Annotated in this window: 18 protein-coding genes, 1 pseudogene and 1 other annotated feature; of the genes and pseudogenes, 8 read left to right on the top strand and 11 right to left on the bottom strand. The window is 69.8% G+C overall.

Annotation, left to right across the window (positions count from 1 at the left end; translation table 11 throughout):
• Positions 1 to 51: 51 nt before the first annotated feature.
• The 5 genes and pseudogenes from AO398_RS14100 to AO398_RS14080 form a co-directional block, all read right to left on the bottom strand.
• The gene (locus AO398_RS14100; RefSeq protein WP_058192725.1) at positions 52 to 1284 is read right to left on the bottom strand and encodes an allantoate amidohydrolase; all 1233 of its coding nucleotides are present in this window, start codon (positions 1282 to 1284) and stop codon (positions 52 to 54) included.
• A complete protein-coding gene (locus AO398_RS14095; protein WP_058192724.1) occupies positions 1281 to 2561 on the bottom strand; it encodes a Zn-dependent hydrolase in 1281 nt (426 codons plus the stop codon). The genes AO398_RS14100 and AO398_RS14095 overlap by 4 nt, the downstream gene beginning before the upstream one ends.
• Positions 2562 to 2661: 100 nt before the next feature.
• Positions 2662 to 3123, bottom strand: a complete 462-nt coding sequence (locus AO398_RS14090; protein WP_058192723.1) for a tellurite resistance TerB family protein — start codon at positions 3121 to 3123, stop codon at positions 2662 to 2664.
• Between the two features lie 244 nt (positions 3124 to 3367).
• Positions 3368 to 4527: pseudogene (locus AO398_RS14085) on the bottom strand (carboxylate-amine ligase).
• A 129-nt stretch (positions 4528 to 4656) separates the two neighbouring features.
• Positions 4657 to 6171, bottom strand: coding sequence for a CYTH and CHAD domain-containing protein (locus AO398_RS14080; RefSeq protein ID WP_082643274.1), 1515 nt, complete (start codon positions 6169 to 6171; stop codon positions 4657 to 4659).
• A 325-nt stretch (positions 6172 to 6496) separates the two neighbouring features.
• On the opposite strand from AO398_RS14080, the gene selB reads away from it, so the two are divergent.
• Entirely contained in the window at positions 6497 to 8443 is a 1947-nt protein-coding gene (selB, locus tag AO398_RS14075; protein WP_058192722.1) for a selenocysteine-specific translation elongation factor, read from the top strand.
• Between the two features lie 16 nt (positions 8444 to 8459).
• Here selB and AO398_RS14070 read toward each other — a convergent pair whose 3' ends face one another.
• The 3 genes from AO398_RS14070 to AO398_RS14060 all read right to left on the bottom strand — a co-directional run bounded on the left by AO398_RS14070 (position 8460) and on the right by AO398_RS14060 (position 10408).
• Positions 8460 to 8759: a hypothetical protein gene (locus AO398_RS14070; protein ID WP_058192721.1), complete on the bottom strand. Its 300-nt coding sequence runs from the start codon at positions 8757 to 8759 to the stop codon at positions 8460 to 8462.
• A gap of 151 nt (positions 8760 to 8910) precedes the next feature.
• Positions 8911 to 9189 (bottom strand): MSMEG_0570 family nitrogen starvation response protein, encoded by a 279-nt coding sequence (locus AO398_RS14065; RefSeq protein ID WP_058192720.1) that lies wholly within the window; start codon positions 9187 to 9189, stop codon positions 8911 to 8913.
• Entirely contained in the window at positions 9182 to 10408 is a 1227-nt protein-coding gene (locus tag AO398_RS14060; RefSeq protein ID WP_058192719.1) for an MSMEG_0565 family glycosyltransferase, read from the bottom strand. Before AO398_RS14060 ends, AO398_RS14065 begins: the two co-directional genes overlap by 8 nt.
• Before the next feature lie 306 nt (positions 10409 to 10714).
• Between AO398_RS14060 and AO398_RS14055 the strand changes: the two genes are divergently transcribed.
• The 7 genes from AO398_RS14055 to AO398_RS14025 all read left to right on the top strand — a co-directional run bounded on the left by AO398_RS14055 (position 10715) and on the right by AO398_RS14025 (position 18580).
• Positions 10715 to 11164, top strand: a complete 450-nt coding sequence (locus tag AO398_RS14055; RefSeq protein WP_058192718.1) for a hypothetical protein — start codon at positions 10715 to 10717, stop codon at positions 11162 to 11164.
• A 234-nt stretch (positions 11165 to 11398) separates the two neighbouring features.
• Entirely contained in the window at positions 11399 to 12151 is a 753-nt protein-coding gene (locus tag AO398_RS14050) for a GDSL-type esterase/lipase family protein (RefSeq protein ID WP_058192717.1), read from the top strand.
• Between the two features lie 111 nt (positions 12152 to 12262).
• Entirely contained in the window at positions 12263 to 12793 is a 531-nt protein-coding gene (gene hslV, locus AO398_RS14045) for an ATP-dependent protease subunit HslV (protein ID WP_058192772.1), read from the top strand.
• 129 nt (positions 12794 to 12922) lie between these two features.
• Complete coding sequence (locus tag AO398_RS14040; protein WP_058192716.1) at positions 12923 to 14593, top strand: HAMP domain-containing methyl-accepting chemotaxis protein; 1671 nt, start codon at positions 12923 to 12925, stop codon at positions 14591 to 14593.
• Between the two features lie 53 nt (positions 14594 to 14646).
• Positions 14647 to 14702: a sequence feature (sul1 is cis-regulatory element that is thought to sense ions involved in sulfur or methionine metabolism; They are found in Alphaproteobacteria), on the top strand.
• 64 nt (positions 14703 to 14766) lie between these two features.
• Positions 14767 to 16263, top strand: a complete 1497-nt coding sequence (locus tag AO398_RS14035) for a SulP family inorganic anion transporter (protein WP_058192771.1) — start codon at positions 14767 to 14769, stop codon at positions 16261 to 16263.
• 116 nt (positions 16264 to 16379) lie between these two features.
• Positions 16380 to 17693 carry an ATP-dependent protease ATPase subunit HslU gene (hslU, locus tag AO398_RS14030; protein WP_058192715.1) on the top strand — a complete coding sequence of 438 codons (1314 nt, stop codon included), beginning with the start codon at positions 16380 to 16382 and terminating at the stop codon, positions 17691 to 17693.
• Positions 17694 to 17755: 62 nt separating this feature from the next.
• Positions 17756 to 18580 carry a DMT family transporter gene (locus AO398_RS14025; protein WP_152997517.1) on the top strand — a complete coding sequence of 275 codons (825 nt, stop codon included), beginning with the start codon at positions 17756 to 17758 and terminating at the stop codon, positions 18578 to 18580.
• 7 nt (positions 18581 to 18587) lie between these two features.
• Here AO398_RS14025 and AO398_RS14020 read toward each other — a convergent pair whose 3' ends face one another.
• From AO398_RS14020 to AO398_RS14010, 3 genes are all read right to left on the bottom strand, one after another.
• Positions 18588 to 18989, bottom strand: coding sequence for a PTS sugar transporter subunit IIA (locus tag AO398_RS14020; protein ID WP_007561549.1), 402 nt, complete (start codon positions 18987 to 18989; stop codon positions 18588 to 18590).
• Between the two features lie 174 nt (positions 18990 to 19163).
• On the bottom strand, positions 19164 to 19604 hold the full coding sequence (locus tag AO398_RS14015) for an HPr kinase/phosphatase C-terminal domain-containing protein (protein ID WP_058192713.1): 441 nt from the start codon (positions 19602 to 19604) through the stop codon (positions 19164 to 19166).
• A complete protein-coding gene (locus AO398_RS14010) occupies positions 19604 to 21373 on the bottom strand; it encodes a sensor histidine kinase (RefSeq protein ID WP_058192770.1) in 1770 nt (589 codons plus the stop codon). The genes AO398_RS14015 and AO398_RS14010 overlap by 1 nt, the downstream gene beginning before the upstream one ends.
• Positions 21374 to 21413 lie beyond the last annotated feature (40 nt).

The raw sequence follows: 21413 nt of genomic DNA, 5'->3' as shown, positions 1-21413 counted from the left end.
GTCTGTACGGGATTTTTTTTGCTGGCGTCCACCCGGTCCACGGGGCGCAGGTCAGACCCGGCTCCGGGCCCCGAACCCGTTGATCGTCGCAAACAGCACCCGGGCCCCGGTCTCGATATCCGGCAGGCTCGCGAATTCCGCCGGGTTGTGGCTGATGCCGTTCCGGCAGCGTACGAACAGCATGGCGATCGGCGCGACGGCCGCCACGGCCATGCCGTCATGGCCGGCTCCGCTCGGCAGGGCGAGAATAGGCAGGCCTTCGGCGGTGACGGCGTCGCGGATCAGCGCGGTCAACACAAGATCGGCCGGCACCGCCTCGGCCTCGTGCAGCAGGCGAATACCGAGATCGAGGTGCCGACGATCCGCAATGCTCTTGCAGGCCGCCCGGATGTCGGCCAGCGCGGCGCGGCGCTGGGCATCGTCGGGGGCGCGAAGGTCGAGGGAGAAGCGCGCCAGCCCGGGGATCGTGTTCACCGCGCCGGGGAGAGCCTCGATGCGGCCAACGGTGCCGACCAGGTGCGCCTCGCCGCTGCAGCGCGCTTCGACTGCCAGCACGCATTCGGCTGCGCCCGCCAGGGCATCCCGCCGCGCGCTCATGGCGACGGTGCCGGCATGGCCGGCCTCGCCGGTCAGGGTGAATTCGAGGCGGCTGGCTCCGGAGATCGCCGTCACGACGCCCACCGGCAGATCGGCCGTCTCGAGCATCGGCCCCTGCTCGATATGCAGTTCGAGGTAGCCCAAGATTTCGTCCGGACGGCGCGCCGCGGTGGCGATCGTGCTGGGATCGAGCCCGTAATCCCGCATCGCGGCGGCCAGCGTGGTGCCGTCCGCGTCCGCGGCGTCGAGCAAAGCCGGATCGAGATGCCCCGCGAAGGCCCGGCTGCCGGTCAGGGTCGCCGGGAAGCGCACCCCCTCCTCATCGGCGAAGGCCACGACCTCCAGGGCGTGCGGGAGACGGATCCCGTCGCGGGCCAGCGCCTCGACGCAGGCGATCCCGGTGATGACGCCCAACGGCCCGTCGTACCGGCCGGCATTCCGGACCGTGTCGAGATGCGAGCCGACGACGAGGGCCGGACCGCCGGGCTCCGGCCCTTCGATCCGGCCGATCAGGTTGCCGATGGCGTCCTGGCGCACGGTCATGCCCGCCTCGCGCATCCAGCCCGCCACCAGCACCTCGGCCCGCGCCTGCTCCGGCGTCAGATAGAGGCGGGTGATGGCACCGGGCTCTGCGGTGATCGCCGCCAGCGCATCGAGGCGCTCCTGGATGCCCGGGGCGAAGATCATCGCGCGGGCTGTTCCGCCCGGGGCGCGTTGGCGAGGCGGAGCACGGTCTGCAGCAGGACGTCGGCCCCGGCCGCGCAATCGCCCGGGGTGGCGGATTCGGATTCGTTGTGGCTCACGCCGTCCTTGCACGGCACGAAGATCATCGCGGTCGGGACCGTGGCGGCGAGGTTGCAGGCATCGTGCCCGGCCCCCGAAATGATCCGGCGCCGGGCATGCCCGAGGCTTTCGGCGGCCTCATCCACCGCCGCCACGATGGCGGGATCGAACGGCACCGGCTCCTTGCGCCAGATCCGGGTGAGCGCGATCTCCAGCCGGCGGCGCTCGGCGATCTCGGTCGCCGCCTCGTTTAGGCTCGCCTCCATGGCGTCGAGCGTCGACGAGCTGGGATCGCGCACGTCGACCGTGAAGGCGACGCGGCCCGGCACGACGTTGCGGGACGGCGCCAGGATCTGGGCCTCGCCGATCGTCGCCACCGCGGACGGCGCGTGCCCCAGGGCGATCCGCTCCGCCGCGAGGGCGAATTCGGATAATGCCAGCAGCGCGTCCCGGCGGCGCGGCATCGGCGTCGTACCGGCATGGCTCTCGAAGCCGGTGATCAGGCCGTCGAACCACATGATGCCCTGGCCGCCTTCCACCACGCCGATGGTCTTGCCCTCGGCCTCCAGGATCGGGCCCTGCTCGATATGCAGCTCGACGAAGGCGCCGATCTTGCGCGCGCCGACATCCTCGGCCCCGCGATAGCCGATCGCGTCCAGGGCTTCGGCGACGGTGATGCCGGCGGCGTCGCGCTTCGCGAGGATCTCCACCGTGGTGAATTCGCCCGCATAGGCGGCCGAGGCCATCATGGCGGGGGCGAAGCGCGAGCCCTCCTCGTTGGTCCAGTTGACCACCATCAGGGGCGCCTCGGTCTCGAGGCCGGCATCGTTCAGGCTGCGCATCACCTCGAGCCCGGCCAGTACGCCGAGCACGCCATCGAACTTGCCGCCCGTCGGCTGGGTGTCGAGATGCGAGCCGAAGGCCACGGGCTTGCGGCTCATGTCGCGGCCCGGCCGGAGAGCGTACTGGGTGCCGAGTGCGTCGACCGAGACCGTGAGCCCCGCCGCCTCGCAGGCTTCCCGGAACCAGTCGCGGACCCGGCCATCCTCGGCCGACAGGGTCAGCCGGTTGATGCCGCCGGCCGGGGTGCCGCCGAACGCGGCCGTCTCCAGGATCGTGGCCCAGAGCCGCGCACCGTTGGCGCGCAGGTTATGGGTCTTGCTCGGGTTGGTTTCGGCCATGGCGGGTCCTCTCACGGCGCGGCGCCGTGCGACAAGAGTGTCCATCACCGTTATCGGGTGATGCGCCGGCCGGGAGCAACGGTGATGCCAGTCGGTCCGGTCAGGCGGGCGGCCGCCGCACCGGATTGGCGCGCAGCAGCCCGTCGCCGTCGACCTGCAAGGCGACGGCGATCTCCCCGAGAGCCGTGGCCTCGATGCCGCTGATCCCGTCCTGGTCGGCCACGTCGGCGGCGATCAGGAAGACGTTCTCGCGCTGACTCACGGGCCGCTCGACGATGGACGCGACGTGGCGCAGATTCTCGGCGCGGCCGAGGCGCGTGCGCGCCCGGGCGATGCCCTCGTACAGCTCGGTCTCCAGCATCAGGGCGTCGTAGCCCTTCTCCAGGACTGGATCGGCGCGCAGGCCGTGGAGGGCCGCATCGAATTCCTCGCCGGCCACCTCGCCGTCGGCCACGATCACGTTGGCCGAGGCCGAGACGGCGGCGAGCATCAGGGCCTTGTCACCCGCATAGGCTGTCACGGTGCGGCCGACACGGCCGAAAATATCGCTCAGAAGGCTCATGCCGAATATTCGAGGTGTCCGCCGGAGCGCGAGGGATAGCAGACCTTCGGGCGGAAGAAAGGTGCCGGGGACCAACCCGTCAACGCGACGCGGGTTTAACCCGAAGCCGAATTTCCGGATGTGCCGTGATCCAGAAATTCTCCGGCAACACGCATATGTGAATCACGCATTCAACCGCGTCCCCAGCGCGGTCCGACGGATCCCGGGCTCGCCAATCCCCCCCTCGGGCGGGCCCGGTTCCTGTCTAACGCCGTCGGGACGGTGCGCGGGTGGCCCCAACCGCGTCGCCTGTTCCGGCGGCGGTCTCTCGGGCGAGATGATCCACCACCGCCGACAGCGCCTCGCGTTCCCGAGCGCCGCGCTTGCGGGCCGCCGAGAAGACCGCGAGCTGACGGTCGGCGCTCGACCCCTCCGCCGCAATGGTCCGAGCCCGCGCGCAGACCTCGCTGCAGCCGAGGGCCTCGGCATCCTCGGCCGTCTCCGTGAGAAGCGTCTCGACCATCTGGGTCATCGGCACCGCCTGCTCCCGGGCCTCATCGATCAGCGTGGCCTGCACGCCATCACGCTCGGCGCGCCACAGGTTCTCCCGGATGAAGCCCCGCGAGGCGGCGGTCAGCCCGGCATTGAGCGTTCGGTCCCGGACGACCCGGCGCACCAGGCACCGGAACAGGTTGGCGATGCAGATCGCGTCGTCCAGGCGCGTGCAGCTGTCGGCCACGCGCAATTCAAGCGTGGGGTATTTCAGCGACGGACGCAGCTGCCACCACAGGAAAGTCGCATCGGCGATGGCGCCGCTGCGGGTCATCACGTCCACGTAGCGGTCATAGTCGGCCGGGTCGGCGAACAGCTCGGGCAGGCCGGTGCGGGGCAGCTCGGCGTAGGCACGGGTCCGGTAGCCGGCCATGCCGGTCCGTTCGCCCTGCCAGAAGGGCGACGACGCCGAAAGCGCGAGCAGTACCGGCAGGAACGGCAGCAGTCGCCCCATGAGGTCGATGCGCTTGCCGGGATCCGGCACCTCGACATGGACGTGCAGGCCGCAGACGAGATTGCGCTGCCCGACCATGCGCAGGTCGGCCATGATGCCGTGATAGCGCGCCTTGTCGGTTGCGCTCTGGTCGCGCCACCGGGCGGTGGGATGCGTCCCGGCGGCAAAGGGCAGGATGCCGCGTTCAGAACCGATTTCGGAGAGGCCTGCGCGCAGCCCTGAGAGATGTGCCCGCGCCTCGGCGATGTCGGCAGTCGGGGGCGAGGCGATCTCGATCTGGCTCTGCAGCTGCTCGCGCTCCGCCGTGTCGAGCCGGGCCTTGACGGCCGCATGGAACGCTTTCAGCGCGGCGAGCCGCGGGTACGGGCATCGGCCAGGAAGAACTCTTCCTCGATCCCGAATCGGTAGGCATGGGCCATCCGCGCTCCTCACCCGGTCTTCCGGCGAATGGCCGGATCCCGGTCGGTGGCGCGTCGCGAGATCCGTGCCGGATCGTGGTCACCCGGTACGGATCCGTTTTCGCCGATAGCAGCCCGGCTGGGGCAGCCTCAGCGCCAGAACGGCTTGACGTCGAGCAGTTCGGCCCGCGCCTCGGCGGCCGCAACGAGCAGCTCCCGGGTGCCCTCGTCGTCCGGACCCGGCATCGGCGGACCGCCGAGGCTCTCCATCATCGACCGCGCGGTTTCCAGATCGTTCAGCGTGCCGAGATGGTCCTGCAGGTCCGAGAGCGCGGCGCCGAATTTGTCCTGGCGGCGGCGAGCCTTCTTCTTCGTGTACAGCCCGGCGAAGAACTCTGCGCCGTAACGGAGCTTCTTCGCGGCAATCCGCGCGCGATGGCGGGTATGCGGGTCGAGCTTCTTCAGGCCGCGGCCGCGCTTCTTCAGGCGATCGCGGGCCCGATCGAGAACCTGCGCAGCGAAGGCTCGCCCATCCTCCGCGGCGGGGTCCTGCGTCGCCCAGGCTCCAGCCTCGATCCAACCGGCGACGTCGATGATCAGCCCGCGCCATTGCGGGCTTTCCAGGATCGCCAGCACGCCCTCGTAGGCCTTGGCGCGCTCGGCCTCGGCCAGCTCGCGCACGGCGACGAGATCCGCGTCGTCCGGTCGCTGCTTGGCCAGGCTCGGCAGGGTGTCGCCGAGGAACACATCGAGGTTGCGGGCGTGTCCGAAGGGTTCGGTGACGCGCTTGATCTCGTCCCCGAAGCTGACAGCCCGCGGATCGCCGTCCAGCATCGGGGCGAACAGCGACAGGGCCGAGCGCAGCCGCCGCAGCGACACGCGCATCTGGTGCAGAGCCTCGGGCGCGTGGCTCGCCAGGAAGGCCGTCTCGTTCAGGCGCAGATGGCGCAGGCAGGCGCGGGCAACCCGGCGAAACACCTCGCCGGCGCTTGCCTCCTCGGGCAGATCGACCGGCTCGGCCTTGACCACGGTCGGGCTGGTCCCGTCCACAAGGGCGAAGCCGCGGCCGCTCTTGGCGGTGGCGCTCAGGCGCAGCGGCACGGTTTCGGCCAGGATTTGGGCCAGCGCGAACAGGTCGCCGGCCTCGCCCTCGGCGATCTCCAGCTCGAGTTCGCAGATCGGCGCATCGCCGACCGGGCTCTCGACGCGCCCCTCATCCAGGGTCACGAGGATCCGCGAAGCGCCCTGCTCGACCGGGATCACCCGACGCGTGATGCGCGTGGAGAACAGCCGTTCCAGGGGCGCGTCCGCCTTGCGCAGGACTTTGTCTGCCGCGGTCTCGGCCCAGGCCGCCGGATCCGGCGCCTCGCCGGCGATCTCGGTCTCCCACTCGGCCCGATCGAACAGGCCGACGCCGCCGCTTCCGGCTTTCACGGTCTGGATGTGCCGGCCACCCTGATTGCGCACCCGCAGAGTCAGCCCGGCGGCGCGCAGATCCTGCGCGGGCGTATCGTAATAGGTGGTCACGAGGAGTTCGGGCTCAGCATGCTCGGCCCCCTGGAGCCGCGGATGCGCCGCCAGCGCGGTCAGGTCGGGGCTCGCACATTCGAGCTTCAGCTCGATCTCGCGGGGGGCTGCCACGGCGTGGCTATCGATCTCGCTCATGATCTCCTCTTCGAAACGTCCGGTCCATAACCTTACGGGGGACCCGCAGGGTTGCATCCGTCCGCCACGATAGCCGGTCTAGAGCCGCGCCCGTCGCTCGGGCAATCGCGACCGACAGGAAATCCGCGGCCGGATGGCACGCGTCCGACGGCGTGCGACGTGAACCGCACCAAATTTACCCTTTCCCAAAGTGGGATGGCGTGGCAAAACCGATTGTCCACAATCCATCTGCCTCCTGCGCCGTGGCTCCGACCGCACGGCGGCGAACCGCACGACGCCGTGCCAGCGAGACGGAATCCCTTGCTGAGACAGCGGTGCGCCCTGCGTGGACGGTAGCGCCGCGGAAATCGTTGGGTCGGTGGCTCCCTTGAAGACACTTCTGGTCGGTGTGATCGGGCATGTGGATCACGGCAAGACGGCCTTGGTCCGGGCCCTCACGGGAGTCGAGACGGACAGGCTGAAGGAAGAGCGGGACCGCGGGGTCTCCATCGTCCCGGGCTTCGCGCTGCTGGCCTCCGGCCAGGGGGAGATCGACCTGATCGACCTGCCCGGTCACGAGCGATTCGTCCGGGCCATGGTCTCCGGCGCCACCGGGATGCGCGCCGTGCTGCTCGCCGTGGATGCCAACGAGGGCATCAAGCCGCAGACGGTCGAGCATCTGGAGATTGCCCGGCTGATCGGCGTCCGCCGCGGCGTGCTGGCGCTGACGAAGTCGGATCTGGCCACCCCCGAGACGATCGCGGCGCGCGCCGCCGAGATCACCGCCGCCGCGGCGCGCGCCGGGATCGCCGCCGGACCGGTGATCGCGACGTCGACGCTGACGGAAGCCGGAATTCCGGAGCTCGGCCAGGCGCTCGCCGCCCTTCTGGCGGAGGCGGAGCCGGGGGTCGATGACGGATTTCCCTACCTGCCGGTCGACCGGGTCTTCACCCGGCCGGGCTTCGGCACGGTGGTGACCGGGACGCTGCGGCGGGGGCCGCTGGCGGTGGGCGACACCCTCGAGATCGTGCCAGGGGGACGCAGCGCCGTGGTGCGCAGCCTCCAGATCCACGGCCGGCCGGTCGAGCGCGCCGAGCCGGGACGGCGGACTGCCGTGGCCCTGCGCGGCGTCGGCCTCGACGAGATCGCTCGCGGGGACGCCCTCTCGGTGCCGGGCCTGCTGGTGCCATCGCAATGGCTCGACGTCGCGCTTACGGCCGCATCGAGCGCGGACGGCGCATTGGCGGGCGGAAGCGCGTGCCGCCTCCTGTTCGGCACCACCGAGGTCGAGGCCCGGTTGCGGCTGCTCGACCGGGACGCACTCGAGCCGGGCGCCAGCGCGGTGGCACAGTTGCACCTCGCCGAGCCCGTGACTGTGCCGGCCCGGGAGCCCTTCGTGCTCCGGCTCGATTCACCGGCCGCCACGGTCGCGGGCGGCCGGGTGCTCGATCGCCCGCGCGGGCGCCGGCGGCGGCACGATGCCCGCGTGCTCGCCGACCTCAATGCCCTGGCGACGGGCAAGCCCGCCGACGCCGTGGCGGTTCGCTTGGCGCAGGCTGGCGCGGCCGGGGCGACGCTGACGGAGATCGCCCGTGCCGCCGGCACCGGGACCGAACGAGCCCGACAGATGCTGTCCGCGTCGGGCGCCCGGGAAACCGGCGACCGCTACATCGGGGCTCCGGCTTTCGCGTCGCTCCGTACCGCCGCGCTCGCGGCTCTGTCCACGCATCACCGGGACAACCCGATGGAGCATGGCATCGCGCTGGAGCGCCTCGCAAAGCTGCTGGTGATCCCCGAAGCGCTGACCGCCCTGGTCCTGCGCGACCTGGTCGCCACCGGCGGCACGGCCCAGGCCGGCGCCCTGTGGCGCCGGTCCGACTTCGATCCGGCCCGGAACGAGAGCGAGACCGCCCGCAAGCTTGAACAGCTGTTTCGCCGCGCCGGCCTCAACCCGCCGGACGAGGCCGAGGCGGTCGGCCGCGATGTCCGCCGACGCGAGGCGCTGACCTATCTGGTCGGCGCCGGTACTGTGATCCGCGCCATCGACCGGGTCCAGCGCCGGGCGGTACTGTTCCATCGCGAGGCGGTGACGGTCGCAAGGTCGCGCCTCGTGGACGCCTTTCCGAACGCCACGACCCCGGAGACCGGTTTCCTGGCCCGGGAGGCCGGCGCCGCGCTGGGCATCTCGCGCAAATACTCGATCCCGCTCCTCGAACATCTCGACGCCGTCGGCTTCAGCCGCCGAGCCGGGGACCGGCGGATCATCGTCGAGCTGGAACACGGCACGCCGTGAGGCGCCTGCGCCGGGACTAGAACCCCGCGCCGGGCCAATCGTCGGCGCCCGGCTCGTAGCAGGTATAGCCGATCAGGCAGGTCGGGTTGTCGCGGGTCGGGCGGAACGCCCGCCGGGCGATCTCGGTGATCTCGCAGAACGAGCGGTCCCGGACGAACCGGTCGTAGGTCTGACCGCCGGTCCCGAGCACCAGCGCGCCGCGCGCCTGGACCAGCCGGGCCGTCTGCTGGCAGGTCATGTCGGTGCTCGACGGACGCGTCTGCGCCGCCGCGGGCACCGCGATCACCATCAGGGCCGTAGCGATCCGGAAGATCATGAGTGTGCCTGGTTCACTGCGCGCGTGCCTCAGGACAACGCCCCCGGCCCAGGGATTCGCGCTGTGTCGGTTCGACACGCGCTGGCGGGAATACAGGCAGTCTGCTCCGCGCGTGTCACCCCGCGATCACCCCAAGCCCAACTCGAAACAATCACTCCTCGAACGCCTCGACATGCACGGTGCCCGGCTCCTGGCGGCGAGCAGTCTCCTCGATCCGGGCGAGCTGCGCCTCGGCCCGTCCGCAGGGGAAGCCGTAGCGTTCCTGCACCCGGGCGCTGGCGCTGCCGAGGGCGAGGCGAGTCAGGGCCAGAAACTCGTCGAGGGCGTAATCCTGACCGACGGCGAGATGCTGCTTGATCACGAGGGTCGGCGAGTAGCAGGCGTCGCGGCTGCCATCCAGCCAGCGGATGTGGAACCGCATCTCAGGCATCGCCGGGGATCCGTGTGGTGTTCCAGGCGGCGGACCCGGTGGCGATCGTCGCAACCGGTGCCGGTCCGGGCACCAGGGATGCGTAGGTCGGCAGATGGCGCGCCGCACAGGCCTCCCAGGCATGGGCACGGGCGACCTCCAGGCCGCTGGCCCGCAGGCGGGCGCGGCGGGACGGCTCCAAGCTCGCCATCATGGCGGCGGCAATGGCATCGGGGTCGTCCGGCTCGACCGAGAGCGCCTCGCCGGGGGCGAGGTATTCGGTGAAGGGCGGTCGCGCCGAGACGATCACCGGCGTGCCGCAGGCCATCGCTTCCAAGACGCACAGGCCGTAGCCCTCGTTCAGGGACGGGAAGACCAGCGTATCCGCGATCCGGTAGAGTCCCGGCATGTCGGCCTGGGCGATCGGCCCGGTCCGGATCACCGGCTTGCCGGGTCCGACCTCCAGGCCCTCCCGCTCGAGGGCAGCGCAGCACCGGGCCTCGTAGCCGGCATGATCGAGAAGCGAGGCGGTTCCGGCCATGACCAGCTGCGCGGCGGGGACGTTCCGGCGCAGGCGCGCAAACGCCTCGATGATCGACAGGGTGTTCTTGCGCGCCTCGAAGCCGCCGACGCTCAGATAAACGGGACCGGCCCCAAGCCCCAGGCGGACGCGGAGCTCGACATCGCCGGGCGCTGGCTCCGGCGTGTAGACCGCGCCATCCACGCCGTTGCCGACCACGTCGGCCCGCGCCCCGTATTCGGCCTCAAGCATCGCGGCCCAGGTCCGGCTGACGCAGAGCAGCCGCCCGGCGTCGAGGATCGCGCGCTCCTGCAGCTGGCCGAGTTGCGGGTCCGACACCGTGTCGATGTGATGGACCGTGCGGACGAAGCCGGGGATCAGGCGCCGGCGCGTCAGGGTGGCCAGCGCGTTGCCGCTGATGTCGCAATGGGCATGGAAGACGTCGAAGTCGCAGGCCGCCGGCGTCGAGAAATGCGAGAGGTAATCGGCGATCCGGGACCGGAACACAGCCAGGGCCGGCGTGGCAATAGGCTTGGCCGCCACCGACACCACCGGGCAACCGGCATTCCGGAAGAAGCCCCGGCCCGTGGGATCGGGGGCATGGACCACCGCCTCGTGACCGAGACCGCACAGGGCCTCGCCGAGCGCCAGGGCGTGGACCACGCTGCCGCGGGCCTGGGTCGAATGCGTGAGGATCGCGATGCGCAAACGGTCGACCATGGGACGGTGCACCGAGGCGCATCGCCGGCCCGGACTTCGCGCGAAGCCTCGACCCTGGATCCCCGCCGCCCTCTCGCGGATCCGTGCCGGGCGGTTCGCATCGATCGTGCCGGAATCGGCACCGGCGCGCGTGATCCGCAATAAAACGTCAGGTCTGGGCGCAGCCGCCACGCCGAACGCCGGGACGGCCGCACCCGGACTCGGGATTCGAGCCACGGCGTCGCGCATCGGAACAGCCGCTCCGCCGCATCATTGCCGCAGCGAGTCCCGGGCCCTGGTCGCGGGAGACGATGGAGATTCCGAGTCTTGCGCAACATCCTGATCGCCGCCGCATGCGCCACGCTGCTCACATCCGCGGCGAGCGCCGCCGACAATCCCCAGCTGGGTAAGCCCGCTAGCGATGCGCTGCCGCCGGTCGAGCTGACCGTCACCCTCCAGGACGGCAAGCCCGTCTGTGCGCCGGCCGAGATACGCCTGCCGGCCAACACCGACGTGATGCTGCAGGTCGTCAGCCAGGCCAATGTGCCGGTCACGATCACGGCGGAGGGGCAGTTCGAGCAGGGCCATCTGCTCCACGCCGACGGCGACCTCATCCATGTCATGAGCGAGAAGGGCTACACCGTGAAGGCCAACGGCCACGGAACGTTGAAGCTGCGAACCCTGGATGCGGGCGAGCACAGCTACGCCTGCACCGCCAACAACAGGCGCGACGCACCCTTCGTTGGTAAAATGGTCCTGTCGCCGCCCGCCAGCTGACGCTGAGGATGGGGGCCGGAATCGCTTAGGGTTCCGGCCTTCGAGCCGTTCAGAATTAATTTTGCGTTACGAATTCACTTTGACTTCACTGCATGGGTGGAACCGGCCTTTTCAAGTCCCTGTGTCAGATTGTATCTGTCGTCGACGAGCGGCGGAGCAATCGGTCCCGTGTCCCAGAATCCGACAGCAGTCTCTTCCGCGAAGTCGCATCGTAGGCGTCTGCGCGATGTCTTGATGGTGTGCGGCCTCCTGTTGGTGCCGACCGCGGTGCTGGCCTACGCGGATCTGCTGCCCGATTCGCTGGATCTCGTCGGCATCGATCTGCGGGAAAGCCCCGATCTTCCGCACGTGGCCCGGCAGATCGCGATCGGCGCACCGCTCAAGATCGTGGCCTTCGGCTCCTCCTCCACGGAGGGCATCGGCGCGTCGAGCCCGGCCCATTCCTACCCGGCTCGCCTGCAGGTCGATCTGCGCAAGAAGCTGCGCGGCCTGGATGTCGCGGTGATCAACCGCGGGATCGGCGGCGAGCATGTCGACGACATGCTGAAGCGCCTGGATCGCGATGTGATCGCGGCCGAGCCGCAATTGGTCATCTGGCAGACCGGCAGCAACGACCCCCTCCGTGGCGTCTCCATCGAACACTTTCGCGATGCGACGGCCGCGGCCATCCGGCGGATCCGGGAAGCCGGCATCGACGTGGTTCTGATGGAGCCGCAATGGTGCCCGAAGCTCGATTCGACGCCGGGCTCCTCGCGGTTCCGCGATGCGGTGCGATCGATCGGGGATGAGCTCGACGTGCCGGTGATCCGCCGGGCGGACCTGATGCACGGCTGGGTCCGGGAGGGAAAACTGACCGCCAAGCAGCTCTTCGCCTCGGATGGTCTGCATATGGCCGATGGCGGCTACGCCCTCCTGGCACAGGCGGCGGCCGATTCGATCCTCACCGATGCGGGCTCGGTGCACACCACCGAAGCGGTCGACGAATAGCCGACCGCTGGACTCGACCGGACAAGCTCCCCATTTCGGCCGGACCGAGATCGGAGCCCCATCGTGAGCCAGGACGCCTTCAGGTACGACGACAGGGGCTCCGTGCCCCAGATGCACGCCACCACGATCCTGATGGTCCGCAAGGGCGGCCGTGTCGTCGTCGGCGGCGACGGACAGGTCAGCCTCGGCCAGACCATCGTGAAGGGCAATGCCCGCAAGGTCCGGCGCTTGGCGAAAGGCTCCGTGATCGGCGGTTTCGCCGGCGCCACCGCCGATGCGTTCACGCTGTTCGAGCGGCTGGAGGCTAAGCTGGAGCAGTATCCCGGCCAGCTCACCCGGGCCTGTGTCGAACTCACCAAGGATTGGCGGACCGACCGCTACCTGCGCCGCCTGGAGGCGATGATGGTGGTGGCCGACAAGGAGGTGAGCCTGCTGCTGTCGGGTTCGGGCGATGTGTTGGAGCCGGAAAGCGGCGTCATGGCGATCGGCTCCGGCGGCAATTACGCCCTGTCGGCTGCCCGCGCGCTGGAGGATACCGACCTCGACGCCGAAGCGATCGTGCGCAAGGCCATGGCGATCGCCGCGGAGATCTGCGTCTACACGAACGGCAATCTGGTCATCGAAGCGCTCGATCAGGCATAGCGCGCCTCGCCCGGCGTCGGTCGCATCCCTGGCCCGGGGTTCGCGATGAACCGGTCTTGGGCGATGATTAACGCCGTATTGAACAATCCTGCCTAGTCTCAGCCCAACAAGGCTTGGGCTGGAAATAAAATGAATATCGGCGGGAAACTCCTGGCCTTTGTGGGCGCCTGCAGTCTGACGACACTGGTTGTCGCGGGCGTCAGCGTCGCGACGCTTCAAAGCTTCGAGGACTCCCTGGCGCAGGTCGAGGGCGCTTCGACCCGTGCGCTCAACGCGGCGAACTTCAATCGCCTCGCCGCGGAAGTGACGATGGATTCTCGGGGGGTCTACGCCGCAGCCGACACGTCGGAGGCGGCGAAATATGCCGCGGGTGTCCGCAAGGGCCTCGCCGACATGGATGCGCTCCGTGCGGCTTGGGCGCCCCTGGTAACCGCGGACGAGCGCCCGCTCTTCGACGCGATGACGCGCAACGCCGATGCCTATCGAGCGATGCGAACTGCGATCGCCCAAGCTGGCGAAACGATAAGCCCGCGCGCTGCGGCCGATCTGGGCTTCAATGACGTGAACCGGGCCAACCGCAAGGCGTTTCAGGCCAGCATCGACGCGCTGGTGAGCCGCGGCCGCGCCGAGATGGCCACGGTCAAAGCCGAGACCCAAAATCTCTTTCAGGCCCGGATGCGCCTGCTGCTCGGGCTCGCTCTCTTGGGTACGGTCGCCTGCGGAGCTTTCGGTCTCCTGGTGGGGCAGCGCCAGATCGCCCGGCCGTTGCGGGCCGTCTCCGAGGCGATCCAGCGCCTCTCGCGCGGCGACCTGACGCTCCCGGCGATCAAGGCTGGGCGCGACGAGATCGGCGCGATCTGGACGAGCATGGCGGTTTTCGCGAAGACGATGCGCGAGGCCGAAGATCTCCGACTGGAGCGCGAGCGCACTGGTGCGCAGGCCACGACCGACAAGCGCGCCGAGATGGTGGGGCTGGCTGACCAGTTCGAGGGCAGCATCGGCGGCTTGGTCGGCCACCTCGCTGGCGCAGCCGCCGACATGGAGCGTGCCGCCGCCGCCATGGCCGGCAATGCCGAGCGGACCGATCAGCAATCCCGGGCCGTCACCCGGGCTGCCGAGACCACCGCGCACAATGTCGAGGCCGTGGCCGCCGCCACCGAAGAGCTCGCCGCAACGGCCAGCGAGATCGGCGTTCAGGTCTCTCACACCTCCGAGGCTGCCGCGGGCGCCGTCGAGGCGACCCGGCGAACCCGGGCCAGCGTCCAGGCGCTCGCCCGCAGCGCCGACGGCATCGGGCAGGTGATATCGCTGATCTCGACCATCGCCGGGCAGACCAACCTGCTCGCGTTGAACGCTACCATCGAGGCCGCCCGCGCCGGTGAGGCCGGGCGCGGCTTTGCGGTGGTGGCAACCGAGGTGAAAGCGCTGGCGACCCAGACCGCCCGGGCGACGGACGAGATCGCCGGGCAGATCGCCACGATGCGCGCGGCAACGCATGAGGCCGTCACCGCCATCGAGGAGATCGGCGGCACGATCGAACAGGTCCACGGGATCGCGATCGGCGTCGCTGCGGCCGTGGAGGAGCAGCAGCTCGCGACGCAGGAGATCGCTCGCAGCATCGCCGAGGCGGCCAGCGGCACCCGCGCGGTGACCGAGACCATGACGCTGGTGCTCGGCGCTGCCCATGAGACCGGCGCCAGCGCCGGACAGGTCCTCGACGCCGCCGCAGACATCGCCCGCCGATCGGACGGGCTGGGCAGCGAGGTCGCTGGCTTCGTGGCGCTGGTGCGGGCGGCCTGACGCAGCCCGATGTTGCGTCGCAGCGCAATGCCCCGTATGGGTCGCGGCATTCGCAAGGACCCGGTGAAAGCCCGGGTGGCTCTTCCGGCCGCCGATCCGCCGGACCACGCATCCGAGACGCCCCACCATCCGCCCATCGAGCGGACGTGCGTCTCGTGCGGATTCTCATCACCATGCAACGCAGTACAACCGGAACCGCCGGCCCTCTCGGGTCGTGGGTGTCCAACATCCGCGGTGATACCCTCTCGGGGATCGTCGTCGCCCTGGCGCTGATCCCGGAAGCCATCGGCTTCTCGGTCATCGCCGGGGTCGATCCCAAGGTCGGGCTCTACGCCTCGGTCGTCATCGCCTGCACGATCGCCGTCGCGGGCGGCCGGCCGGCGATGATCTCGGCCGCCACCGCCGCCACCGCGGTGGTCATGATCGATCTCGTCCGCGAGCACGGCGTGCAATACCTGTTCGCCGCCACCATCCTCATGGGCGTGATCCAGATCCTGGCCGGCCTGCTCAAGCTCGGCCGGCTGATGCGGTTCGTTTCGCAATCGGTGATGACCGGCTTCGTCAACGCGCTGGCGATCCTGATCTTCCTGGCGCAGCTTCCCGAGCTGACCGGCGTCACGCCGGCGACCTACGGGCTGATCGCCCTCGGGCTCGCGATCATCTACGGGTTCCCCCGGATCACCAAGGCGGTGCCCTCGCCGCTCGTGGCGATCGCGGTGCTGACCGCGGTGACGGCGATCTTCCACCTCGACGTCCGCACGGTCTCGCATCTGGGCGCCCTGCCCTCGACGCTGCCGAGCTTTGCCCTGCCGGACGTGCCGTTCACCTTCGAGACCCTGCGGATCCTGCTGCCCTACGCCGCTACGCTCGCCGCCGTCGGCCTGCTCGAGAGCCTGCTCACCGCGCAGATCGTCGACGACCTGACCGATACCGGCAGCGACAAGAACCGCGAATGCATGGGCCAGGGCGTCGCCAACATGGCGTCGGCCGTGTTCGGCGGCATGGGCGGCTGCGCGATGATCGGGCAATCGGTGATCAACGTCTCCTCGGGCGCCCGGGGCCGGTTGTCGACGCTGGTCGCGGGCGCCTTCCTGCTGCTCCTCCTCGTGGCGCTGCAGGACCTGCTGGCCGTGGTGCCGGTGGCGGCCCTGACGGCGGTGATGATCATGGTGTCGCTCAACACCTTCTCCTGGCGCTCGCTGGCGCAGCTACGCACCAACCCCCTGCCCTCCTCGGCGGTGATGCTGGCGACCGTCCTGGTCGTGGTGGCCACCAAGGACCTGGCCCAGGGCGTTCTGGCCGGCGTGCTGCTGTCCGGCGTGTTCTTCGCCGGCAAGGTGTCGCGGCTCAGCCAGGTGACCTCCACGCTCTCGGAGGACGGCCGGACCCGGACCTACCGGGTCACCGGGCAGGTGTTCTTCGCCTCGGCCGGCACCTTCTCGGACGCGATCGACATGCTGGAGCCGGTCGATCGTCTCGTCATCGACGTGCGGGACGCGCATTTCTGGGACATCTCGGCCGTGGGGGCCCTCGACCGTGTCGTCCTGAAGGCGCGCAACCGCGGGCGGATCGTCGAGGTCGTCGGCCTGAACGCCGCCAGCGCGACCCTGGTCGAGCGGTTCGGAACGCACGACAAGCCCGGCGCAACGGCGACGCCGGCCGGGCACTAAGGGAGCGATCGGCGAACCTGCCGCCGCGCGCCGCCTCTTGCGTCGCGCGCGCCGCGACCCCATTCCCGCCCTGGCCCACGGTTTCTTTGGGCCGGGAAACACAGGATGGCACAGCGGTGACGACGTTCTCTCCCCGTGAGATCGTGTCCGAGCTCGATCGCTTCATCGTCGGGCAGCAGGATGCCAAGCGCGCCGTCGCGATCGCGCTGCGCAACCGCTGGCGCCGCCAGCAGCTGACCGGCCCGCTCCGCGAGGAGGTGGCGCCCAAGAACATCCTGATGATCGGGCCGACCGGCTGCGGCAAGACCGAGATCGCCCGGCGGCTGGCCCGGCTGGCCAACGCCCCGTTCCTGAAGATCGAGGCCACCAAGTTCACCGAGGTCGGCTATGTCGGCCGCGACGTCGAGCAGATCGTGCGCGACCTCGTGGAGGTCGCGATCGGCCTGACCCGGCAGGCCAAGCGCGAGACCGTGAAGGCCAAGGCGGAGGCCGCCGCCGAGAATCGCATCCTCGACGCGCTCGTCGGTCCGACCGCCAGCCAGGCGACCCGCGACAGCTTCCGGCGGAAGCTCCGCGACAGCGAGCTCGACGACAAGGAAGTCGAGCTGGAACTGGCCTCGGGTGCCCCCGCCGGCCTGCCGATGTTCGAGATTCCCGGCATGCCGGGCGCCTCCATGGGGGCGATCAATATCGGCGACGTGCTGGGCAAGGCGCTGGGCGGCCAGCGCGGCAAGCCGCGCAGGGTGCTGGTGCGGGACGCCTACGCGCCGCTGCTCGCCGAGGAATCCGACAAGCTGGTCGACGACGACGCCCTGATTCGCGAGGCGATCCGCGAGGTCGAGAACAACGGCATCGTGTTCCTCGACGAGATCGACAAGATCTGCGCCCGCGAGGGCCGTTCCTCCGGCGACGTCTCCCGCGAGGGCGTGCAGCGCGACCTGCTGCCGCTGATCGAGGGGACCACGGTGGCGACCAAGCACGGCCCGGTGAAGACCGACCACGTGCTGTTCATCGCCTCGGGCGCCTTCCACGTCTCGAAGCCGTCCGATCTCCTCCCCGAGCTTCAGGGCCGCCTGCCGATCCGCGTCGAGCTGCAGCCGCTGACGGTGGACGATTTCCGCCAGATTTTGACCTCCACCGAAGCCAGCCTGCTCAAGCAGACGGTCGCGTTGATGCAGACCGAGGGCGTGACGCTCACCTTCACGGACGATGCCGTCGACGCGCTCGCCCGGGTCGCCGTCGAGGTGAACTCGTCCGTCGAGAATATTGGCGCCCGCCGCCTGCAGACCGTGCTGGAGCGGGTGATCGACGAGATCTCGTTCACGGCCACCGACCGCTCCGGCGAAACGGTCCCGATCGACGCCGCCTATGTGCGGGCCCGGGTCGAGGATCTCGCGGCCAACGCCGATCTGAGCCGGTTCATTCTGTGAGCGCCATTGCGGGGCGAGGATCGGTTTCGGTCCTCCTCCCGGTCGCCGCACTGGTGACCGGCATGGTCTCGCTGCAATACGGCGCAACGGTCGCCAAGAGCTTGTTCCCGGTCGTCGGTGCGGCCGGGACCTCGGCCCTGCGCGTGGGTTTTTCGGCTCTGATGCTGATCGCCGTCTGGCGTCCGTGGCGGCGCAGCCTGGCGCGCCGCGAGGCCGGGTGGATCGCGCTCTACGGCGTCACCCTGGGGCTGATGAACCTGCTGTTCTACCTGGCGATCGCGCGCCTCCCGCTGGGGCCGGCGGTGGCGATCGAGTTCGCCGGGCCCCTCGCGATCGCGCTGATCGCATCGCGCCGCATAACCGACTTCCTGTGGATCGGCGTCGCCGTGCTCGGGCTGGGGCTTCTCCTGCCGGTCTCGCCGACGAGCCCCCTGGATCCGCTCGGCGTCGCCCTCGCCCTCGGGGCGGCCCTGGCCTGGGCGCTCTACATCCTGTTCGGTCAGCGGGCAGGTCGAATCGATGGCGGCCAGGCCGTGTCACTGGGCATGCTGATGGCGGCCGTAGTGGTGGCGCCGTTCGGCTTCGCGGAGGCCGGGCTGGATCTGCTCGCGCCGGGAATCCTTGTCGCCGGGCTGACCGTGGCGCTGATGTCGAGCGCCCTGCCCTACTCGCTGGAAATGTTCGCCCTCCGGCGCCTCGACCGCAGAAGATTCGGCGTGCTGATGAGCCTGGAGCCGGCGGTGGCCGCCTGCCTCGGCTTCACGTTGCTGGGCGAGCGGCTCGGTGCCATTCAGTGGCTCGCGATCGGGCTGGTCATCGCAGCCTCCGCGGGCATCACCGCCACGTCGCGCCGGCCTCTCCCGGAGGCGGCGATCATCGAAGGCTGAAACCGCGTTATTTACCGGCGAGAACGCGCGAAGCGACGTTGATGTACTTGCGACCCGCTTCCTGGGCATGAAGGACGGCGTCGCCGAGATTCTCCTCGTCGCGGACGCTCGCCAGCTTGATCAGCATCGGCAGGTTGATTCCCGCCACCACCTCGACCGAGCCGCCATTCATACAGGAGAGCGCAAGGTTCGAGGGCGTGCCGCCGAACATGTCGGTGAGCACAACCACACCGTCACCGGTGTTGACGCGACAGACCGCGGACATGATGTCCCGGCGTCGCAATTCCATATCGTCTTCCGGCCCGATCGTGATCGTCTCGATCTGATCCTGCGGGCCGACCACGTGCTCCAGGGCGGCCTTGAATTCGGTCGCCAATAGCCCGTGAGTGACGAGCACCATGCCAATCATCGACACGTGTTCCAACGTCCTCTGTCTGCCGCCATGTTGTGCAATGCACAGGTCCCAACAAGGCGATCGCGACGTTTTTGCTCGGACATTGCCGCGATCATGCCATGCTGGCTGCCCGGGCGCTACGGGGTCTCGCCACCCTAAAGCGAATCAACGGTGTGTGCGGCTGCGAAGTCACGGCCGCTGCTTCCGCAGTGCCGCACGAATCAGCAGCGGCGCTAATCCGGCACGCCGCACGCCCCGGTCGAGAATCAGGCGGGGTATTGAAAGACCCAATATTTCGGCATCCGCTGGCGGCTCGGGCAGCCGGGGCGATTCCGCAACGAGGTCGATGGTCAGGCGCACGATCGCCTCGGGGCGGATCGCGAGGCCGAGATCGGCGACGGACAGGATCCCCTGGCCGCGGATCTCGACCTGACCGCACAGCGCCTCATGGGCCCGAGCCGAGAGGAGATCGCCGCGCCGGTCGCACAGGACCCGGTCGTCCGCCACGAATGCGCCGTCGGCCTCGGACGCGAGCAGCACCGCCAGACTCGACTTGCCCGAGCCGGATGGGCCGCGAATCAGGATACCTGCATCGCACAGGGCGATGCAGGCGGCGTGAAGGCTCGGCATCACGCGTGGAGCTGGCGTGGCGCTGCGGGCAGACGGACGGTGAAGCGGGCGCCGCGCACCGTGGGCTCACCATCCTCGTCGGGAGCGCCGGGGCGGTTCTCGGCGCGGATCGTCCCGCGATGGGCCTGGACGATCTGGCGGGAGATCGACAGGCCGAGCCCGGAATTCTGGCCGAAGCCCTGCTCGGGCCGGTCGGTGTAGAAGCGCTCGAAGATCCGCTCCAGGGCGTGCTCAGGAATACCCGGGCCCTCGTCCTCGCAGACCAGTTCGACCTCGCCGCGGACCCGGCGCAGCGCGACCCGAACCTTGGCCTCGGTGGGCGAGAACGACCGGGCGTTATCGAGCAGATTATTGACGACCTGGCCCAGCCGGCTGTCGTGGCCGATCACCGTGAAGGGCGCGTCCTGGTCCGGGATCGGCTCGACATCGAGCTGAATCAGACAATCCTTCGGACGACGGCGCTCGTTCGCCACCGAGACCACCGTCGTCAGCAACTTCTTGAGATCCACCCGGCGCGCCTCGGCGCGGGCCAGCTCGGCGTCGAGGCGGGAGGCGTCGGCGATGTCGCTGATCAGCCGGTCGAGGCGCTTCACGTCGTGCTGGATGATCGCCATCAGCCGGCCGCGCGAATCATCCGATTTCGCCAGCGGCAGCGTCTCGACGGCGCTGCGCAGCGAAGTCAGCGGATTCTTGAGCTCGTGGCTGACATCCGCGGCAAAGCTCTCGATGGCGTCGATGCGCCGGTAGAGCGCCTGGGTCATGTCCCGCAAGGCCCCGGACAGGTGGCCGATCTCGTCGGTGCGCTGTGTGAAGTCGGGAATCTCTTCCCGGGTCTTGATCCCCATCCGCACCTTCTCGGCGGCCTCCGCGAGGCGCCGGACCGGGCCCGCGATCGCTCCGGCCACCGGCGCCGACAGCACCACCATCACCGCCGAGGCGACCAGAAACACCTGGAGCAGCCCGAACCGCTCCGAGGCGATCACCCGGTCGATGGCATCGCCCTGCGTCGAGATCAGGAGCGCGCCGCGCACCGAGCCGGCGCGATGGATCGGCACGGCCACCGATACGGTGGTCTCGCCGAGCGCGTTGCGGCGGACCAGGCTGCCACGGTTGCCGTTGAGCGCCGCCTGGACTTCGCGCAGCGAATGACCATTCACCGGCCCCGTCTCCTCGGGCTGGCTCGACCGGCTGCCGAACAGGACGCTCAGCTTCGCCTGGACCGCCTGGAAAGCGGATTCCAGCATGCCGGCCTTGTGCGGCTTGGCGGCAATCGGGTCGCCGCGGCCGGCGTCGCCGCGCTTGAACAGCGTTCGCGTGTCGAACAGCAGGCCGCCTTCCTGGTCATAGACCCGGGCGCGGTTGCCGGTGGGCGTCACCAGGCGCGAGAGCAGCGGCGCCACCTTCTCGGGGTTCAGCGAGAAGGCAAGCGGCTGCGATTCCTCCTCGGCGGACTCGCCGGCCTGCTGCTGGAGCAGCTTGTCGGGGTCGATCTGGATCGTGTCGGTGTCCACCGAGGCCGAGGCCGCGATGGCACCCGCTATGATCTCGCCCTGGATCGCCAGGCTCTGGATCCGAGCCTGGATCAGGCCCTGCCGGAATTGGTTCAGGTAGAGGAAGCCGACGAGCAGCGCGATCAGCCCGACGAGGTTGAGCACGACGATGCGGCGCGTCAGGCTCGACGACGCGCGCTGGCCGATCGCGTCCCAGAGGGCGCGCGGCCAGGTCAGCGGGCGGGAGAGGAGCTGGGTGAACGAGGCGCGCGGTTGCACGTCCTCGGTTTGAGCGGGGGTGCGGCCGGTCACGGAGCGG

Origin of the sequence: Methylobacterium sp. GXS13 (assembly GCF_001455965.1) — a bacterium.
Lineage (GTDB): Bacteria > Pseudomonadota > Alphaproteobacteria > Rhizobiales > Beijerinckiaceae > Methylobacterium.
The sequence above is the reverse complement of the archived record's forward strand: the minus strand, read 5'-3'. Positions and strand labels throughout refer to the sequence as shown.

Bases quoted from the DNA above. Each gene is read 5' to 3' on its own strand.
- AO398_RS14025 (WP_152997517.1), top strand. From the start codon at position 17,756: ATGGTCTCGCTGCAATACGGCGCAACGGTCGCCAAGAGCTTGTTCCCG.
- AO398_RS14065 (WP_058192720.1), bottom strand. From the start codon at position 9,189: ATGCCTGAGATGCGGTTCCACATCCGCTGGCTGGATGGCAGCCGCGAC.
- AO398_RS14050 (WP_058192717.1), top strand. From the start codon at position 11,399: ATGGTGTGCGGCCTCCTGTTGGTGCCGACCGCGGTGCTGGCCTACGCG.
- AO398_RS14020 (WP_007561549.1), bottom strand. From the start codon at position 18,989: ATGATTGGCATGGTGCTCGTCACTCACGGGCTATTGGCGACCGAATTC.
- AO398_RS14040 (WP_058192716.1), top strand. From the start codon at position 12,923: ATGAATATCGGCGGGAAACTCCTGGCCTTTGTGGGCGCCTGCAGTCTG.
- AO398_RS14070 (WP_058192721.1), bottom strand. From the start codon at position 8,759: ATGATCTTCCGGATCGCTACGGCCCTGATGGTGATCGCGGTGCCCGCG.
- AO398_RS14060 (WP_058192719.1), bottom strand. From the start codon at position 10,408: ATGGTCGACCGTTTGCGCATCGCGATCCTCACGCATTCGACCCAGGCC.
- AO398_RS14095 (WP_058192724.1), bottom strand. From the start codon at position 2,561: ATGGCCGAAACCAACCCGAGCAAGACCCATAACCTGCGCGCCAACGGT.
- AO398_RS14015 (WP_058192713.1), bottom strand. From the start codon at position 19,604: ATGCCGAGCCTTCACGCCGCCTGCATCGCCCTGTGCGATGCAGGTATC.
- AO398_RS14080 (WP_082643274.1), bottom strand. From the start codon at position 6,171: ATGAGCGAGATCGATAGCCACGCCGTGGCAGCCCCCCGCGAGATCGAG.
- AO398_RS14100 (WP_058192725.1), bottom strand. From the start codon at position 1,284: ATGATCTTCGCCCCGGGCATCCAGGAGCGCCTCGATGCGCTGGCGGCG.
- AO398_RS14090 (WP_058192723.1), bottom strand. From the start codon at position 3,123: ATGAGCCTTCTGAGCGATATTTTCGGCCGTGTCGGCCGCACCGTGACA.
- AO398_RS14035 (WP_058192771.1), top strand. From the start codon at position 14,767: ATGCAACGCAGTACAACCGGAACCGCCGGCCCTCTCGGGTCGTGGGTG.
- hslV (WP_058192772.1), top strand. From the start codon at position 12,263: ATGCACGCCACCACGATCCTGATGGTCCGCAAGGGCGGCCGTGTCGTC.